The organism is Luteibacter sp. GL_149, from assembly GCF_057834065.1.
On the sequence record NZ_CM174395.1, the window covers coordinates 2,814,828 to 2,829,911 of the forward strand.

At 62.5% G+C, this 15,084-nt stretch carries 15 protein-coding genes and 1 other RNA gene; 7 read left to right on the forward strand and 9 right to left on the reverse strand.

All coding sequences use genetic code 11. The features are described 5' to 3' along the window. Positions 1 to 97 precede the first annotated feature (97 nt). The 5 genes from dapB to hrcA form a co-directional block, all read right to left on the reverse strand. Complete coding sequence (gene dapB / locus AC3IR3_RS12430) at positions 98 to 898, reverse strand: 4-hydroxy-tetrahydrodipicolinate reductase (RefSeq protein WP_489192507.1); 801 nt, start codon at positions 896 to 898, stop codon at positions 98 to 100. An 85-nt stretch (positions 899 to 983) separates the two neighbouring features. Then, the gene (gene dnaJ, locus AC3IR3_RS12435; protein ID WP_489192509.1) at positions 984 to 2,111 is read right to left on the reverse strand and encodes a molecular chaperone DnaJ; all 1,128 of its coding nucleotides are present in this window, start codon (positions 2,109 to 2,111) and stop codon (positions 984 to 986) included. A 110-nt stretch (positions 2,112 to 2,221) separates the two neighbouring features. After that, complete coding sequence (dnaK, locus tag AC3IR3_RS12440) at positions 2,222 to 4,150, reverse strand: molecular chaperone DnaK (protein WP_489192511.1); 1,929 nt, start codon at positions 4,148 to 4,150, stop codon at positions 2,222 to 2,224. 130 nt (positions 4,151 to 4,280) lie between these two features. Next, positions 4,281 to 4,820, reverse strand: coding sequence for a nucleotide exchange factor GrpE (gene grpE / locus AC3IR3_RS12445; RefSeq protein WP_132147598.1), 540 nt, complete (start codon positions 4,818 to 4,820; stop codon positions 4,281 to 4,283). Between the two features lie 82 nt (positions 4,821 to 4,902). Then, the gene (hrcA, locus tag AC3IR3_RS12450; protein WP_489192513.1) at positions 4,903 to 5,964 is read right to left on the reverse strand and encodes a heat-inducible transcriptional repressor HrcA; all 1,062 of its coding nucleotides are present in this window, start codon (positions 5,962 to 5,964) and stop codon (positions 4,903 to 4,905) included. A gap of 144 nt (positions 5,965 to 6,108) precedes the next feature. Here hrcA and recN point away from each other — a divergent pair, with 144 nt between their 5' ends. After that, positions 6,109 to 7,779 carry a DNA repair protein RecN gene (gene recN, locus AC3IR3_RS12455; RefSeq protein WP_489192514.1) on the forward strand — a complete coding sequence of 557 codons (1,671 nt, stop codon included), beginning with the start codon at positions 6,109 to 6,111 and terminating at the stop codon, positions 7,777 to 7,779. A 40-nt stretch (positions 7,780 to 7,819) separates the two neighbouring features. On the opposite strand, the gene AC3IR3_RS12460 is transcribed toward recN, so the two are convergent. Beyond that, positions 7,820 to 8,449: a response regulator transcription factor gene (locus AC3IR3_RS12460; protein ID WP_132147607.1), complete on the reverse strand. Its 630-nt coding sequence runs from the start codon at positions 8,447 to 8,449 to the stop codon at positions 7,820 to 7,822. Positions 8,450 to 8,534: 85 nt separating this feature from the next. Between AC3IR3_RS12460 and AC3IR3_RS12465 the strand changes: the two genes are divergently transcribed. After that, positions 8,535 to 10,148: an MASE1 domain-containing sensor histidine kinase gene (locus AC3IR3_RS12465; RefSeq protein WP_489192517.1), complete on the forward strand. Its 1,614-nt coding sequence runs from the start codon at positions 8,535 to 8,537 to the stop codon at positions 10,146 to 10,148. Between the two features lie 428 nt (positions 10,149 to 10,576). On the opposite strand, the gene fur is transcribed toward AC3IR3_RS12465, so the two are convergent. Further along, the gene (fur, locus tag AC3IR3_RS12470; RefSeq protein WP_132147613.1) at positions 10,577 to 10,990 is read right to left on the reverse strand and encodes a ferric iron uptake transcriptional regulator; all 414 of its coding nucleotides are present in this window, start codon (positions 10,988 to 10,990) and stop codon (positions 10,577 to 10,579) included. Positions 10,991 to 11,061: 71 nt separating this feature from the next. Here fur and AC3IR3_RS12475 point away from each other — a divergent pair, with 71 nt between their 5' ends. Beyond that, on the forward strand, positions 11,062 to 11,538 hold the full coding sequence (locus AC3IR3_RS12475) for an outer membrane protein assembly factor BamE (RefSeq protein ID WP_489192519.1): 477 nt from the start codon (positions 11,062 to 11,064) through the stop codon (positions 11,536 to 11,538). Positions 11,539 to 11,541: 3 nt separating this feature from the next. On the opposite strand, the gene AC3IR3_RS12480 is transcribed toward AC3IR3_RS12475, so the two are convergent. Then, entirely contained in the window at positions 11,542 to 11,826 is a 285-nt protein-coding gene (locus AC3IR3_RS12480; RefSeq protein WP_489192520.1) for an RnfH family protein, read from the reverse strand. Continuing rightward, positions 11,819 to 12,247: a type II toxin-antitoxin system RatA family toxin gene (locus tag AC3IR3_RS12485; protein ID WP_132147622.1), complete on the reverse strand. Its 429-nt coding sequence runs from the start codon at positions 12,245 to 12,247 to the stop codon at positions 11,819 to 11,821. Before AC3IR3_RS12485 ends, AC3IR3_RS12480 begins: the two co-directional genes overlap by 8 nt. A gap of 95 nt (positions 12,248 to 12,342) precedes the next feature. Between AC3IR3_RS12485 and smpB the strand changes: the two genes are divergently transcribed. From smpB to AC3IR3_RS12505, 4 genes are all read left to right on the forward strand, one after another. Next, positions 12,343 to 12,843: an SsrA-binding protein SmpB gene (gene smpB / locus AC3IR3_RS12490; RefSeq protein ID WP_132147625.1), complete on the forward strand. Its 501-nt coding sequence runs from the start codon at positions 12,343 to 12,345 to the stop codon at positions 12,841 to 12,843. Positions 12,844 to 12,924: 81 nt separating this feature from the next. Next, positions 12,925 to 13,278: a transfer-messenger RNA gene (gene ssrA / locus AC3IR3_RS12495) on the forward strand. A 218-nt stretch (positions 13,279 to 13,496) separates the two neighbouring features. Further along, positions 13,497 to 14,572, forward strand: a protein-coding gene (locus tag AC3IR3_RS12500; protein WP_489192523.1) for an IS3 family transposase whose coding sequence is annotated in 2 segments (ribosomal slippage) — positions 13,497 to 13,755 and positions 13,755 to 14,572 — 1,077 coding nt in all. Because the reading frame shifts where the segments join, the coding sequence is not laid out codon by codon here. Positions 14,573 to 14,673: 101 nt separating this feature from the next. Continuing rightward, a complete protein-coding gene (locus tag AC3IR3_RS12505) occupies positions 14,674 to 15,030 on the forward strand; it encodes a hypothetical protein (RefSeq protein ID WP_489192524.1) in 357 nt (118 codons plus the stop codon). Positions 15,031 to 15,084: the final 54 nt, after the last annotated feature.

Below are 15,084 nucleotides of genomic sequence, written 5' to 3' on the forward strand. Positions count from 1 at the left end.
GCCCGATCTGTGGGCTGCGGATGTTGCACACAGCATCGCCGCTCCGTTGGCTTTCGCCCGCGAGCGGGCTCCTACAAAAAAAGCGAGCGGGAGACGGCTAGATTTTCGAGGCGATCACATCGTCTATCGACCATGCGCCCGGGGCGCGGCCGGCGATCCAGGCCGCCGATTCCAGCGCACCGCGGGCGAAGATCGAGCGGTCCGTCGCGCGATGCGACAGTTCCACGCGCTCGCCCTGCCCCATGAGCATCGCTGTGTGTTCGCCGACGATATCGCCACCACGGACGACGGCGAAGCCGATCGTGCCGGCTTCACGCGCGCCGGGACGGCCTTCGCGTGCGTAGACGGCCAGTTCGTCCAGCGTCGCGCCGCGTGCCGCGGCCGCGGCTTCGCCGAGCGCCAGCGCGGTGCCCGAGGGCGCATCTTCCTTGCGTCCGTGATGCGCTTCGACGATATCGAGATCCCAGCTCCTGAGCGCCGACGCGGCTTCTTTCAGCAGACGGGTAAGAACGGCAACGCCAAGACTGAAATTGGCGGCACGCAGCACAGCGATGCGCTCGGCTGCCTTGGTCAGCCGCTGATCCAGTTCGCCGTCGAGGCCAGTGGTGCCTGTGACCAGCGCGATACCGTGGGCTTCACAATGATCGAGCGCGGCAGCGAGACCCGCCGGACCGCTGAAATCGATGACGACGTCGATGGCCGGTGCCGAGGCCCAGCCGGAGACGAAACGCAACTGATGAACCGCGTCGAGGAAAACGGGCTTGCCGGCATGAACGGAATCCGGCGTGACCGTGGCATGCACCAGTTCGAACCGCGCATCGCCGCGCACGAGGGACAGCAATGCCGTCCCCATGCGCCCGGAGGCGCCGCTGATGGCGAGACGTAGGGCACGGGTCATGCAGGGAACTCCGGGATCAAACACGCATGCTAGCAAGAGTGCCGCGCCATCGCTCTTTTGTGCAGGAGAGCGACGGCGTTGGCGATCAACCCGTAACGCGCGACCAGAACTGCTTGACGCCATCGATGAAGGTCGTCGAGCGTGGCGTGTGCTTGCCCGCATCGGCACCATCGAACGTGGCTTCCAGCTGTTGCAGCAGTTCGCGCTGCTCCTTCGTCAGGCGTACTGGCGTCTCGACCACGACGGTGCAGATGAGATCGCCCGTACGGCCGCCCCGCACCGATTTCACGCCGCGTCCGCGCAGACGGAATTGATGCCCGGTCTGGGTTTCGGGTGGCACATCGATCGCGATGTCGCCTTCCAGCGTCGGCACGTTCAGATCGGTACCCAGTGCGGCCTGCGCGAAACGGATCGGCACTTCACAGTAAAGATCGCTGCCGTCGCGCTGGAAGATGGCGTGTTCGCGCACGCGCACTTCCACGTAGAGATCGCCTGCCGGCGAACCCGCCGGACCGGCCTCGCCCTGCCCCGTCAGACGGATGCGGTCGCCATTGTCGACGCCTGCGGGAATGCGTACCGACAACGTGCGCGACTCTTCGAGCCGGCCTTCGCCATGGCACTTCTTGCAGGGCTTCTCGATAGCCTGGCCGCTGCCGTGGCACGTGGGGCATGCCTGCTGGATGGAGAAGATACCGTTCTGCATGCGCACGCGGCCGTGACCGTGGCACGTGCTGCACGTACGCACTTTTCCGTCTTCCGATCCGGTGCCGTTGCAGTGCTGGCAGTTGACCTGGGTGGGCACGTCGATCTTCTTCTCGACGCCGAACACGGCTTCTTCGAGATCGAGATCCATGATGTAGCGAAGATCGGAACCGCGACGCGCGCGCTGCCGGCCGCCGCCACCGCCGAAGATGTCGCCAAACATATCGCCGAAGATATCGCCGACGTCGCCGAACCCGGCGCCACCGCCACGACCGAAGCCACCGCCTTCGAACGCGGCGTGGCCGTACTGGTCGTATGCCGCGCGCTTCTGCGCATCGGCAAGAATTTCGTAGGCCTCTTTGGCTTCCTTGAATTTTTCCTGCGCTCCCGGATCGTCCGGGCAGCGGTCAGGGTGACACTTCATCGCAATGCGACGAAACGACTTCTTGAGCTCGACCTCGGTGACCGAACGTTCGACCCCAAGGATTTCGTAGTAATCGCGCTTGCTCATTTGCTTATCAACCGGTCGCAACGCGACATTCCCTGCCTCCAAAAAACCACGCGGGCCCACGGGGGCCCGCGCGGATTCTACTTATTGCTCAGCATTCATGCTTCACGGATTTATTTCTTGTCGTCCTTGACTTCCGTGAACTCGGCATCGACCACGTCGTCGGGCTGGGCCGAACCGCCACCCGGTGCCGACTGGTGCCCGGTGTCGGCTTCCGCACCGCCGGACTGCGCCGCGGCGTAAAGCGCCTGGGCGACCTGCTCGAGGTTGGCAATCTTCGCCTCGATGGCCGACTTGTCGTCGGTGTCCTTCACCTTCTCGAGGTCCGAGACGGCGCTATCGATGCTGGCGAGCTGCTCGGCCGGGATCTTGCCGCCGTGCTCCTTGAGCTGGCTGCGCGTACCGTGGACGAGTTGGTCGGCCTTGTTGCGCACCGAGACCAGTTCCTGGAACTTCTTGTCTTCTTCGCGATTCGCTTCCGCGTCCTCGACCATCCGCTTGATCTCGTCCTCGGTAAGGCCCGAACCGGACTTGATCTCGACCTTCTGCTCCTTGCCGGTCTTTTTGTCCTTGGCCGACACGTGGATGATGCCGTTGGCGTCGATGTCGAAGGTGACTTCGACCTGCGGCATGCCACGCGGCGCGGCGTCGATGCCGGTGAGGTCGAACTTGGCCAGCGACTTGTTGAACTTGGCTCGGTCGCGCTCACCCTGCAGCACGTGCACGGTCACCGCGGTCTGGTTGTCGTCGGCCGTGGAGAAGGTCTGCGATGCCTTGGTCGGAACCGTCGTGTTCTTCTCGATCAGCTTGGTGAACACACCACCCATCGTCTCGATACCCAGCGATAGCGGAGTCACGTCGAGCAGCAGCACGTCCTTGACCGTACCGCCCAGCACGCCGCCCTGGATCGCGGCGCCGACAGCGACGGCCTCATCCGGATTGACGTCCTTGCGCGGCTCTTTGCCGAAGAAGTCCTTCACCGCTTCCTGCACCTTGGGCATGCGGGTCTGACCGCCGACCAGCAGCACTTCGTCGATGTCCGACACACGCAGGCCGGCGTCGTTCAACGCGGTGCGGCACGGTTCGACAGTGCGCTTGACGAGGTCTTCCACCAGCGATTCCAGCTTGGCGCGGGTCAGCTTGATATTCAGATGCTTCGGGCCCGACGCGTCCGCCGTGACGTACGGCAGGTTGACGTCGGTCTGGTGCGACGAGGACAGTTCGATCTTCGCGCGCTCGGCGGCGTCCTTCAGACGCTGCAGTGCCAGCGGATCCTGGCGCAGGTCGATGCCCTGCTCCTTCTTGAATTCCTCGACGAGATAGTCGATGACCTTTACGTCGAAATCTTCGCCGCCCAGGAAGGTGTCGCCATTGGTGGCAAGCACTTCGAACTGCTTCTCGCCGTCGACTTCCGCGATCTCGATGATCGACACGTCGAACGTGCCGCCGCCCAGATCGTAAACCGCGATCTTGCGGTCTTTGTTGTCTTTTTTGTCGATGCCATAGGCCAGCGCGGCCGCGGTCGGCTCGTTGATGATGCGCTTGACGTCGAGGCCCGCGATCCGGCCCGCGTCCTTGGTCGCCTGGCGCTGGCTGTCGTTGAAGTAGGCCGGCACCGTGATGACCGCCTCGGTGACGGGCTCGCCAAGATAGTCCTCGGCGGTCTTCTTCATCTTCATCAGGACCTTCGCGGAGATTTCCGAAGGCGGCATCTTTTTACCGTCGGACGTTTCCACCCACGCGTCGCCGTTGTCGTGTGCAACGATCTTGTAGGGAACGATCTTGATATCTTTCTGCACTTCGGCGTCGGTGAACTTGCGACCGATGAGGCGCTTCACCGCGTAGAAGGTGTTCTTTGGATTGGTCACGCCCTGGCGCTTGGCCGGCGCGCCGACCAGGACTTCACCGTCCTTCGTAAAGGCGATGATGGACGGCGTGGTGCGATCGCCTTCCGAGTTTTCGATGACGCGTGCGGTCGAACCTTCCATCACTGCGACGCAGGAGTTGGTCGTACCGAGGTCGATGCCGATGATCTTGGCCATGTCACGTTGCTCCAAAAATTTTATGCGGCCCCCGCGGCCGCGACTGGTTTCTAGGTGGGGCTAGGCCCCAATGTTTCAATACTTTTCAGACGCCGCGGCGCTGCGTGACGAACGCGCGCCGGGTATTCGTTCAGTCGGCGTCTTTCGCTACGACGACCAGCGCCGGACGCAGCAAACGGTCATTCAGGACGAAACCCTTCTGCAGAACGCTGACCACGGTGCCGGGAGCGTGCTCATTCGAATCGATCGCCTGGATCGCCTGGTGATGCTCCGGATTGAACGCCTGGTGCAACGGGCTCACGATCTTCAGACCATGGCCATCGGCGACCTTGTTCAATGCCTGCAGCGTCAGTTCGATGCCATGGCGCATTTTATCCAGATCGCTGTTTTCCACCGCCAGCCCGCTATACAGGGCGTCGTACACCGGCAATAGCTCGCTCAACAACTTTTCGTTGGCGAATCGACGCGCCTGGTCCAGGTCCCGCTGCAAACGGCGGCGCTGGTTTTCCAGCTCGGCACGTTCGCGCAGCACCGTTTCGCGCATCTGCCCGAGTTCGGCTTCCGCCGCGGCGAGCTTTCCGGTAAGGGCATCGAACTCGGCGGCTAGCTCGTCGCCTGGCAAGGTACCTTCCTGCACCGGCTCGGGCGCGTGGGATTCGTTGTTCTGCATGTGGACTCCAAACGTCAGCTACTTAGACCCGATCCTTCAGGATGGGCCGATGTTTGCGGAAAAATCCGCCTCCCGGGGCGGTTTATGAGGTCGCAGCCGCGCGATTCAAGGCGTCGCTGAGCAGTCCGGCTGTCGCCTGGACCACCGGAATGACGCGCTCATATGCCATACGCGTCGGTCCAATAACTCCGATCGCGCCAAGCATGCGGCCGCCTGCGCCGTAAGTGGCTGTCACCACACTGCACCCGTCGAGGGCGGAGAAACCCGATTCTTCACCGATGAAAAGTCGGACACCCGGTGCCTTGACGCACATTTCCATCAGCTGAAGCATGTCGCGCTTTTGCTGGAAAGCGTCGAATAGATCGCGAAGCCGCTCGATATCGGCGAGTTCGGAATAACCCATCAGATTCGTCTGGCCGCTGACGAGGACATCGTCGCCCTCGCCATCGGACGCGAACGAAGCAGAGGCCAGCTCGACCGTGCTGGCCAGCAGGCTGTTGAGCTGGCTGCCCGCCTCGCGCAGTTCGATAAGCAGGTGGGCGCGGATGTCCGCCAGGCGGAACCCGGTGAACTGGCTGTTGAGATAGTTGGCGGTCTGCTCGAGTTCGCCCGCTTCGATCGGCTTGGTCAGCTGGACCACCCGGTTTTGCACCTGGTTGTCCGAAAAGACGAGGATCACAAGGACGCGTGCGTCGGGCAGTCCGACGAAGTCGATGTGCCGCAGCGGAAAGTCGGCCTGGCGCGGGACGGAAACGACGCCCGCGAAGCGCGTCATCGCCGACAGCAGGTTGGACGCATTGCCCAGGAGATCGCGCGTACTGGTCTGGTGCGGCGGCAGTTCGCGCTGGAGGAAAGCCATGTCCTCGCGCGCCAGCGGTTTCAGTTCCAGAAGGCTGTCGACGAACAGGCGTAGCCCGCGTGGCGTGGGGATCCGGCCCGCCGACGTGTGCGGCGAAGCCACCAGCCCGGCCTCTTCCAGGTCGGCCATGATGTTGCGAATGGTGGCAGGACTGACTTCCAGCCCCGACGACCGGGCCAGCGTCCGCGACCCGACCGGCTCGCCGTCGGACAGATACTGGGCGATCAGCGACCGCAGCAGCCGTCGCGCGCGAGCATCGATGTCGTGACCTTGGAACGGATTCATGCGCGAGGCGGCCGGTGGAATGTCCAGTTATGACGCTATGAATAAGGTCTGGCAACGCAGGTTGCAAGTCCGACGCACGCTGTCGCGATTCCTGCGACTCGCAGCCGCTACAATCGCCGGCGTCCCGTCGCGCTCCCGGTGCCCATGCTCACCTCGCTGTACGTCCGTCAGTTCGCCGTCGTCGAAGAAGCCGAAATCGCATTTGGCCCCGGTCTCACCGTGGTCAGCGGCGAAACCGGTGCCGGCAAGTCGTTGCTGGTCGATGCCCTCATGCTCCTGGCCGGCGCCCGCGCCGATTCGGGCATGGTGCGCTCGGGCAGCGACCGGGCCGAACTCGCGGCCGAATTCGATCTCACCGGTTTGCCTCTGGCCGCCGACTGGCTGCGCCAGGAAGAACTCGACGACGGCGAGACCTGCCAACTGCGTCGCGTCATTCGCGCCGAGGGCAGTTCGCGCGGGTGGATCAACGGACGCCCCGCCAGCCTCGCGCAAATGTCGACACTGGCCTCGCTGATCCTGGAAATCCACGGACAGCACGAGCACCAGGCCCTGCTTTCGCGCCAGCACCAGATGGCGTTGCTCGACGCCTATGCGGAAAACGAAGAACGCGTGGCCCGGGTCCGCGATACGGCGCGCGCCTGGCGCGACGTCGGCGCACGCATTCGTACGCTGTCTGGCGGCGATGACCGCGAGCGCCAGATCGAACTACTGGCTCACGAACTGGAAGAACTGGACCGCTGGGCGCTGGCTCCCGGTGCCCTGGACGATCTGGAGGCCCAGCACCGGCGCCTGGCCAATGCCGGACGGCTGGCCGAAGGTGCCAACGGCGTCGTCGAATGGCTGGACGGCGAAAGTGAATTCGCCATCGGCCGCGCCCTGCTCCGTGCGCACGCCGAGCTGTCCCGGCTGGCCGAACTGGATGCCACGCTCGCACCGATACTGGAATTGCTCGACAGCGCGCAAATCCAGGTGGGTGAAGCCGTCGATGGTCTCGGCCGCTACGCACAGGACGTCGAACTCGACCCCGAACGCCTGGCCGAGGTCGACACCCACCTCACTCATCTGCATGACCTCTCCCGCCGCTACCGGCTACCGATCGGCGAACTGACGACCAAGGCCGACGACGTACGCGCGCGCCTGACCGAACTCGAAGGCGCGGGCGACGCGCTGGACCGGCTGGGTCGCGAACGCGACAAGCTGCTGAGCGACTATGTCGCCGCCGCGGGCGATCTAAGCAAGTCGCGCCTCGATGCGGCAACCCTGCTCGGTACGGCCGTCGCGGGCCTGATGGGCGAGCTGGGCATGACGGGAGGCCGTCTGGTGGTTCAATTGGAGGCGACCGAAGGCGACGATCCCGATCCGCAGGGCCGCGAACGTTGCGAGCTGCTGGTCAGCGCCAACCCCGGCCAGCCGCCGCGTCCGCTGCGCAAAGTCGCCTCCGGCGGCGAACTTGCTCGCATCAGCCTTGCCATCGAAGTGGCGACGCTGGGCAACGATCAGATCGGCTGCATGATCTTCGACGAAGTGGATACGGGCATCGGTGGCGCGGTCGCCGAAGTAGTCGGACAGAAACTCCGGGCACTGGGCGAAAGCGTCCAGGTGCTTTGCGTGACGCATCTTCCGCAGGTCGCCGCGCAGGGTCATGCGCATCTGCTTGTCTCGAAGCAAAGCGATGGCGACTCGACCCATACGCAAATCGAAGTATTGAATGCCGGCGGTCGCCGCGACGAACTGTCGCGCATGCTGGGCGGCGTCGAAATCACCCGCGAAACACGGGCCCACGCGAAGAAGATGCTCGACAGCGCGCAGGGCTGACGACAAGGGAATCGCTGTTGCGGTGAGTTCCCTCGCCCGATCAGGAGCGGATAAGTCCCCGCTCCGAGGCCATGCGGTAAAGATCCAGTTCCGATCCCGCGCCAAGCTTGTTCATGACGGCCGCACGGTGAATGTAGATCGTCTTCTGACCGATACCGAGTTCGGCCGCCACCTGTTTCGGGGCGCGGCCAGCCGCGAGAAGCAGGAATACTTCACGCTCGCGGGCGGTCAGCCGGTTGACCGGGTCCAACTCGATGCTTGGACGTTCCGAACGACGCTGGCGAAGATCCGAACTCAGATATTGCTGGCCCGTCATGACCGAGCGCAGCGCTTCCACCAGCTCTTCCGGTGCCACGCCCTTGGTCACGTAACCGCTCGCACCACGACGCAGCGCTTCGGATACGTAGGGCTCGCCGTCGTGCATGCTGAGAACGACGATGCGCATGTCCGGAGAAATGCTGGCCAGGTGTTCGATCAACGGCAGACCGCTACCGTCGGGCAGCGACAGGTCGACGGCCACGAGGTCGGGCCTGTGTTGGGTAACGGCTTCCACGGCTTCGTCGGCGTTGCGGCATTCGGCCACGACGTCGAGATCGGGCTCCAGTTCGATGAGCCTTTTGAAACCTTCACGCACGATGGCGTGGTCGTCCACAAGTACGATTCTCAGCATGAACGGACTGTAACAGGCGAACCGTACGCTTGGGGATGCACATGACACCGAATCGAAACGAACGGACGCCATGTAACATTCCGCCATGCGCCCAACCGTCCTCCATCGCTACGCCGGACCCCTGCTCGGCTTAGGCTACTTCGCCCTCTGGATATTGCTCTGGCCCACGGAGCAACCTTACTGGGTCCTGCCCTTCGGCCTGCGCTTCGGCGCGTTGCTGCTGATGCGCACACGCGACTGGGGCTGGATCATTGGCGCGGAAATCGCCGGCAGCGCCGTCTGCGAATGGCGCAGCGGGATGCCGATCGGCGGCATGGGCTTCCTGCTTGGCGATGTCCCCGAGCCGGTCATGGCGGCCATCTGTCTCTGGCTGCTCCGTCGCGCCCACCTGCACGCCAGCCTGAATACCCCCGAGGACGTGGCGCGCCTCCTGCTCTCCGCGATGGTCACCGCCACGGTGGCTACCGCGGGCAACGCCGCCATGATGGCGTCCCTCCACCCCGCCGCGCCGGTGGAGATGCTGGGCAGCACCTTCGGTAGCGACCTGCTTGGCAACTATCTCGGCGTTCTGCTGGTGGTGCCGGTGCTGGTGCTGATCGCACGCGAACGCCCGACACAGGCGGCGCTTGCCGAACTTCTTCTTGACGGTTTGCTGGTCATGCTTCCGTCGCTGGCGATCCTGGTCACGCTTTCCGAATATTCGCCCCAACCCCAGTTTGCCCGCGTACTGTCGCTGGCCCCCGTGCTGTTCTTCGCGTTCCGGCACGGCTGGCGCGGCGCCGGCCTGGCGATGCTGATCACCAGCGTGGGCCTGAATGTCACCGACGATATGGTGGGCCGGGGCGCGCCGACCGCCGCGGCGCATCTGTTCCTGGCCGTGGCGGGCACGGGCACGCTGATGCTTGGCGCTGCCACCGACGCCCTGCGCCGCAGCAGCGAACGGGTCGCCCAGCAGAACGTGCATCTGGCTTCTGCGAACCAGCGACTGGATCAACTGGCGCGTCAGCTGCGCGACGCCGCCCGCGGCAATCTTCAGGCCGAAGAAAGCCAGCGCCGGCACATGGCTGCCGAGCTGCACGACGAACTGGGCCAAAACCTCACCGCCATCCAGACCCATATCAAGCTGGCGCAAGGCCGGCTGGGCCAGGCCGGCCTGGAGGATATCGGCACCTCGATCAACGGCATCCTGGCCCATATGCGACGGGCACTGCACCGGATGCTGGACAGCCTTCGTCCTTCCGTCCTCGACGAGTTCGGCCTGCTGCGCGCGCTGGACGAGGGCCCGCTTCGGGACATGCTGGCCGCCGCCGGCATTCACTACCGTACGGACCTGAGTGGCGACCCGAGGCTTCTGGATGACGACACCCTGACCGCTATCTATCGCGTCGTCCAGGAAAGCGCCACCAATGCCGTGCGGCACTCCGGCGCCAGCGAGTTCCGTCTGCGGCTTCGTATTGGCGTACGCGGAGCCGTCACTCTTGCGCTTCTGGACATACGCGACAACGGTGCGGGACTGCCCCCGGCTCCGGCGCCCGTCCGCCTGGACAGCGGCGGACGCGGCCTTCAGGGCATGAGCGACCGTATCACCGCACTGGGCGGCATCTTCCGCATCCGCCCCGAAATCCGGGGCCTGCATCTACGCGTTCTGCTGCGAAGCGGTCCCGTCTCGGAACAGCTACTACCGGGCGTCTCCGGGTAGCTATAGGAAATTTTCCGATACCGGGTCGATGAACGCTTCGTTACGATCCCATTATCGATGTGGGGGAGCCGCCGTCGAGAGACGGCGAGCCCAGGTCGGTCGTGGGGACGACTGGCCTGATGAGGCGACAGGATGTCAGCCTCGCCGGTGTACTTGGGTGTACCGGAGATGCCGCGAGCAATTCGCGATCTCCGAGCCTTGGGAAAGCCGGATAAGCCGCCGGTGGACAGGAGTCCACCGGCGGCGTTTTTATTTGTGCGCTTGGTAGGGCTGCCCGATCTCCCGAATGCCGGACGCGAACGATCGCGGCGCCCCCCCCCCCCTTCCCGGACACCACCTCGTCATTCGTACTTATCTGTGCCCGTCTTCGCAGGGATCGCGCTCGGGAGCGCTCTTGCAGCGCCCCCTGAAATGCCCCCGCGACGTGCTTATTTGCGCTTTTTCGGGCGCACGTAGAGCACCAGACTGTGATCCTCGATCACATATCCATGGCGTTCGGCGATCTGATGCTGGAGACGTTCGATCTCCTCGCTTATGAACTCGATGACCTTTCCGCTGTCCACATCGATCATGTGGTCATGGTGCTTGCCACGGTCCAGTTCGTAAACGGCCTGCCCGCCTTCGAAGTTGTGCTTCATCACGATGCCGGCGGCTTCGAACTGGGTCAGGACGCGGTAGACCGTGGCCAGCCCGATGTCCTCCTGGTTCGCAAGCAGACGCTTGTAGATATCTTCGGCGGTGAGGTGACGTTCGTCGGCCTCTTCGAAGATCTGCAATATCCGCATGCGCGGGTGGGTGACTTTCAGACCCGCCTTGCGGAGCTCTTTCGTTTCCTGATCCATAAGACCCCCTCGCGGTGCCGTAAGGCGCTTAGTGTATCATCGACAGCTTCACGATCCGGACGTAACTACGCATGCAAAAGTTCATCCGCACGCTGGGTTTGGCCATGATGGCAGTTGCCATCGCGGGCTGTGGCCTCGTCTATACCCCCGACGTGCAGCAGGGCAACCTGCTCGACAAGAAAAACGTCGATCAGCTCCAGCCTGGCCTGACCAAGCGCCAGGTGCTCGTCCTGCTCGGATCGCCCTCGGTCAGCTCGCCGTTCGACCAGAATCGCTGGGACTACGTCTCGACCTTCTCGCACCGCGGCGGCGCACCGACCAAGCGCACCCTTACCCTGACCTTCAATAACGACACCCTGGTCCGCACCGAAGGCGATTTCTTCGCCGGCGACGCGACGCAGCAGTTGAAGGACGCCAAGAAGTACAACGCCAACTACCCGGTGGATGAAACCCAGGGCGACAAGTCCAAGACCAAGGACGACAACAAGGACAGCGGCGGCTTCGGCGTGGGCGTCAAGGGCAGTACGGACGACGACACCAAGAAGTGACGATCAGGCGCCGCGCGATGCGCGGCGCCTTCTCGCATCCATGGGATCTATCGTCAACGGACGATAGATCTCGACACGGTCTCCCTGTTCCAGCAAACGCGTGACATCGACCCGTCGGGAGAAAATCCCCAGACGATCCGGGTCCACCGACAGCCTTGGGGGAAGTCCCGACGCCCGGGCCAGGTCGATGGCCTGCCCTACGGTCGTACCGGAAGGCACGCTCAGGGGAACGATCACCTGCCCTTCCGGCCCGGCGTAAGCCACTTCGATGGCGAGACGATCAACCATAGGTTCGGCGAGCCTCGTCGCAGAAATCGTCGACCATCCGGTTCGCCAGTCCCTGGAATCCGAGTTTCAGCACCGAGCCGCCCAGGCCCGAGTATTCGAAATCCAGCTCCAGCGAAACCTTGCAACCGGATGCTCCCAACGGATGGAAGCCGAACACGCCGTCCAGCGATTTGAACGGTCCTTCCACGAATTTCATGGTCATTCGCTCCGGACGCTCGGCGACATTGCGTGTCGTAAAGCTCTGACGCAAACCCGCGAATTTCAGGTCGAGGCGGGCGACGAGTACGTTGCCGTCGCGCTCGATTACATGGGCGGCGTCACACCAGGCAAAGCGCTTTGGGTATGCTTCCACATCGTTGACCAGGTCGAACATCTGCGCCGGCGTGTACGGCACCAGTGCGCTACGGCGAATCTGAATCACGAATACCTCGTCTTGGCGCGCTTCAAAGCTTCATCATCCGGCCGATGGACTGACCGGCCTTGTATCAACGACTCGATTCCCCGATTTTAACGGACATGGCAAAAGCAAAAGCAAAGGACACCGAAAAGGACGGCGGCGGCACGATCGCGCTGAATAAACGCGCACGCCACGAATACCACATCGACCAGCGCTACGAGGCCGGCATCGCCCTCCAGGGCTGGGAACTGAAAGCCTTGCGGGCAGGTCGAATCAACTTCGGCGATGGCTGCTATGCCATTGTTCAGCATGGTGAAATCTTCCTCATCGGCGCATCCATCCCGCCGCTGATCAGCGCGTCGACCCACGTCATCGCGGAAGACCGGCGCACCCGCAAGCTGCTACTGCATCGCGAGGAAATCGACCGCCTGATCGGCGCCGTCGAACGCAAGGGCTACACCCTCGTTCCCACAGCGATGTACTGGAAGAACAACAAGGTAAAGGTCGAAATCGGCCTCGCCCGCGGCAAACAGGACCACGACAAACGCGATTCCGAAAAAGAACGCGAGTGGAGCCGGGACAAGCAGCGCGTCATGCGCGCGCACAACAAGCTTGGCTAGCGAGGTCGGTTACGCGCATTCCATTGGCTATCGCGCAACCGACCCCATATACTGTCGTAGGCTTTCATTAGCTTTCTCCTCGGGGGTGTTCTGGCTTCGACGGGGGTAGTGCGATTGCTTGGTGCATGCCGAGGGGGCAGCTTTCCTCGTTAATCCAGCAGCAAACTTATAGTTGCCAACGACGACAACTACGCTCTCGCCGCTTAAGGCGTAAGCCCCGAACCCACTTGTGCTCGTGCTTGTCGGTGTAGGGTCACTATCACGGGATCGCCGAAGACTTCTGACTGTGGGTCTTAGGCAAGAATTAGCAGTCTGGTTTGCCGGCGCGCTTAGCACGCCGTGCTGTCGGCAAACGAGATCCAACGGTGAGCTAAGCATGTAGATCCGGGGATTAAACGCCTTCGGACGCGGGTTCGACTCCCGCCACCTCCACCAATATGGCCCTCTAAGTAATTGAATTGCTTAGGGGGCTTTTTCGTTGATGGGTGTGGAATGGTTTGGAATGGCCTACGTTTGGTCCGTTTTTGGTTCGTTTTTTTGGAGAGCTTGATGACCGCATGGAACCTGCGCGCCCTGTCAGATCACCGACGTTCCCCCAGATTTGAGTAGCACCCCGGTTTCGAGTTCAATCCCCCACGAGAAGGAGATTGGACGTGAAGAAGCGTTTTTCCGAAGAGCAGATCATTGGTTTCCTGCGTGAAGCCGAGGCCGGCATGCCGATCAAGGATCTGTGCCGCAAGCACGGCTTCAGCGAGGCCTCGTACTACCTGTGGCGAAGCAAGTTCGGCGGCATGAGCGTGCCCGAGGCCAAGCGGCTGAAGGACCTGGAGTCGGAGAACGGCCGCCTTAAGAGGCTGCTGGCCGAGCAGCTTCTGGAAAATGAGGTCATCAGGGAAGCTCTGCGAAAAAAATGGTGAGCGCACCGGACCGGCGCGAGCTGGTGCGTTATCTGATCGGCAAGGAACTGAGTGAACGCCGGTCGCTGGCGATCGCCGGCATGAGCGCAAGCGCTTACCGATACGAACCGCGGCCCGACCCCAACGTCGAGCTGCGCGAGACGATCTGCGCGCTGGCTAATCGCCATAAACGCTACGGCGTCGGCATGATCTACCTCAAGCTCCGCCAGGCCGGACAGATGGTCAATTACAAGCGAGTTGAGCGCCTGTACCAGGAGGCGAACCTGCCGGTGCGTCGGCGCAAAAGGAAAAAGGTGCCTCCGGCCGAAAGGCAGCCACTGCTCCGGCCCGCGGCCGCGAACGAGGTTTGGTCCATCGATTTCGTCTTCGATCGCACCGCCGAAGGGCGCGTCTTGAAATGCCTGACGATCGTCGATGACGCCACGCATGAAGCTGTCGCCATCGAGATTGAGCGGGCGATCTCAGGTATCGGCGTAACGCGTGTCATGGATCGCCTGGCCGTCACTCGGGGGCTGCCGAAAATCATTCGCAGCGACAACGGAAAAGAGTTCTGCGGCAAGGCCATGGTCGCATGGGCGCACGAACGCGGTGTGCAGCTGCGATTGATCGAGCCTGGCAAGCCAAACCAGAACGCATACATCGAATCGTTCAACGGAAGGCTTCGCGATGAATGCCTCAACGAACATTGGTTTCCCAGCCTGCTGCATGCCCGAACCGAGATCGAAAACTGGCGACGGGAATACAATGAAGAGCGACCGAAGAAGGCACTCGGCGGACTGACTCCCGCTGCTTACGCGAAACAGTTACATTAATCCCGGACTCAAAATCGGACCGCTACTGAAGGCGGGGGGACGTCGTGCTTCGGATGCTATCCATTAAACACTGCTCCTCTAAGAGTCGATCCGGAGCTCGTGTGCTCGTCACGGCCATCGCCATTGCTTTCGTAGTTGCAGCCTGCGCTTCTGCGCCGGCAACAGTAGAAATGGAACCAAAGTCGATTGCCAATCAGCTAGGTCTTCCGGAGTGTCGGGTATCTGTGCCACTGAGTCAGTCCGAGGTTATCGAAGACGCGAAGAGGATTGGCAATCCAAATCCAGAAAAATATCCGGAGTGGATCGAAATGACGTCGAGCATTCGACCAGGAGATCAACTACGTCTGATAAATTGTTTAAGGGCGAGCCAATACAATAATGTTGGAGATCCGTACTATTATGCGTTGATTCGCGATGGGAAGATCATTTCAAAATTCCATATCGGATTTTTCAATTAGGAAGAGATTACAGATTCACTCCCTACGGCCCCACAAAGCACGAGCAGGCTGTTG

Bases quoted from the DNA above. Each gene is read 5' to 3' on its own strand.
- dapB (WP_489192507.1), bottom strand. From the start codon at position 898: ATGACCCGTGCCCTACGTCTCGCCATCAGCGGCGCCTCCGGGCGCATG.
- dnaJ (WP_489192509.1), bottom strand. From the start codon at position 2,111: ATGAGCAAGCGCGATTACTACGAAATCCTTGGGGTCGAACGTTCGGTC.
- dnaK (WP_489192511.1), bottom strand. From the start codon at position 4,150: ATGGCCAAGATCATCGGCATCGACCTCGGTACGACCAACTCCTGCGTC.
- grpE (WP_132147598.1), bottom strand. From the start codon at position 4,820: ATGCAGAACAACGAATCCCACGCGCCCGAGCCGGTGCAGGAAGGTACC.
- hrcA (WP_489192513.1), bottom strand. From the start codon at position 5,964: ATGAATCCGTTCCAAGGTCACGACATCGATGCTCGCGCGCGACGGCTG.
- recN (WP_489192514.1), top strand. From the start codon at position 6,109: ATGCTCACCTCGCTGTACGTCCGTCAGTTCGCCGTCGTCGAAGAAGCC.
- AC3IR3_RS12460 (WP_132147607.1), bottom strand. From the start codon at position 8,449: ATGCTGAGAATCGTACTTGTGGACGACCACGCCATCGTGCGTGAAGGT.
- AC3IR3_RS12465 (WP_489192517.1), top strand. From the start codon at position 8,535: ATGCGCCCAACCGTCCTCCATCGCTACGCCGGACCCCTGCTCGGCTTA.
- fur (WP_132147613.1), bottom strand. From the start codon at position 10,990: ATGGATCAGGAAACGAAAGAGCTCCGCAAGGCGGGTCTGAAAGTCACC.
- AC3IR3_RS12475 (WP_489192519.1), top strand. From the start codon at position 11,062: ATGCAAAAGTTCATCCGCACGCTGGGTTTGGCCATGATGGCAGTTGCC.
- AC3IR3_RS12480 (WP_489192520.1), bottom strand. From the start codon at position 11,826: ATGGTTGATCGTCTCGCCATCGAAGTGGCTTACGCCGGGCCGGAAGGG.
- smpB (WP_132147625.1), top strand. From the start codon at position 12,343: ATGGCAAAAGCAAAAGCAAAGGACACCGAAAAGGACGGCGGCGGCACG.